At 66.2% G+C, this 1,711-nt stretch carries 1 protein-coding gene and 1 pseudogene; both read left to right on the top strand.

The window, feature by feature from the left end; genetic code table 11:
* Positions 1 to 578, top strand: a pseudogene (locus ACY45C_RS08825) (DEAD/DEAH box helicase); the annotation flags it as partial.
* A gap of 744 nt (positions 579 to 1,322) precedes the next feature.
* On the top strand, positions 1,323 to 1,711 hold a 389-nt coding region (locus ACY45C_RS08820; protein WP_462187132.1), incomplete at its 3' end, for a hypothetical protein.

The following is a 1,711-nucleotide window of genomic DNA, read 5'->3' as shown; positions in this document are numbered from 1 at the left end:
TCACCACCGGCACGGGATCCGGTAAAAGCCTTTCCTACATCGTTCCGGTCGTGGATTCCGTCCTCCGTGACCCCCGCCCGAACCACATCTCGGCGATCGTGGTCTACCCCATGAACGCGCTGGCGAACAGCCAGCTCCACGAGTTGCAGAAGTATCCCGAATGGGGAATACCCGTGGATGGCCGGTCGGTCACCTTCGACCGGTACACCGGGCAGGAATCGGCCGAGTCCCGGCAGCGGATCCTGGATCGGCGCCCTGACATACTGCTGACGAACTACGTGATGCTCGAGTATATCCTCACCCGGCCGCACGAGCGCCAGGCTCTGATCGGGGCAGCCGCCGGCCTTCGTTTCCTCGTCCTCGACGAACTACATACCTACCGCGGCCGTCAGGGTGCTGACGTCGCACTGCTCACCCGACGGGTACGGGACGCGTGCGAAGCACCGGACATGCAGTGTGGCGGTACCTCGGCCACCATGTCGAGAAAGGCGTCCTTCGAGGAGATGCGCCGCGAGGTCGCCGTCGTGGCGGGTCGGTTGTTCGGCGCGGAGGTTCGGCCCGACCGGGTCATCGGTGAGACGCTCGAACGCGCGACGGCGTGGCGACCGGTCAGTGACGTGGAGTTGCGGGCCCGGGTCATCGATGCCGAGCCGCCGGTGCGGGTCGGTGAGCAGGTACCGCTCGACCCAACCGGCGCGCCACCGCCGAGCGGGGGCCGGCCCCAGCCCTTTGCGCGGCTCGCGGGCGATCCGCTGGCGATCTGGGTCGAGGACACCTTCGGTCTGGCTCTCGGTCCCGGAGACCGGCTGGTGCGGGAGGACTCGACGACCCTGGCCGCTGCCGCCGAGAAGCTCGCCGAGCGGACGGATCTCCCGGTGGAAACCTGTGCCGGCGCCATTCAGGCCATGCTCGTCGAGGGCGCGGCGGTGCGTCATCCGGAGCACGGCAGACCGTTGTTCGCCTTTCGCCTGCACCAGTTCCTCTCCAAGGGGGACACGGTCCACGTCAGCCTGGAACCGACGATGGTCCGGTATATTACCAGTCAATACCAGGTGAGTGTGCCCGGATCGCGGGACAAGGTACTGTTGCCGCTGGCCTTCTGTCGTGAATGTGGCCAGGAATATCTCGTCGTCGCGCGCAGCAGGGACACCCCTCGCCGCTATGGGGACGTAATGAAGTAACAAATACGTGATCGAGAGCATCATCGCAGGTCACAGGCCTGTGGAGGGTTCGAAACGCGCAAGTTATTTCATTTCGACTCCTATACCGCCCGCCGGGAGTCGGTCGCGGTTGAAAGTGAAGCCGATCTCGGCTATCTCTATGTGAGCGAGGATCATCCCTGGCCTACCGATCCCATTGCCGAAGGGCGTTTTCCGGACACCTGGTTCGACGCTGACGAGCACGGGCACTCGTTCGTCCTGCCAAGACTCGCCGATCAGGTGCCGCGCCGGGTCCGGGTGACGGCGGACGGCAGCGAGGTCGAGACGGACGGCGAGCGCGCCGTGTTCCTTCGTGACATGTCTGGTTCGGTGGCGTCCGGTTCCGCGGCGTCCGGTTCGGTGGCGTCTGGTTCCGTGGCGTCCGAGCCGATGACGGCCTGGTTCATCCCGGCGCCGTTCCGGTTCTGCCTGCGCTGCCGGGTCTCGTACGAGCAGCTGCGGGCCCAGGACTTCGCCAAGCTGGCCTCGTTCGCCGCCGAGGGCCGCAGCTC

Source organism: Frankia sp. CcWB2 (assembly GCF_977927585.1).
This window is presented reverse-complemented; position numbering and strand designations above follow the sequence as displayed.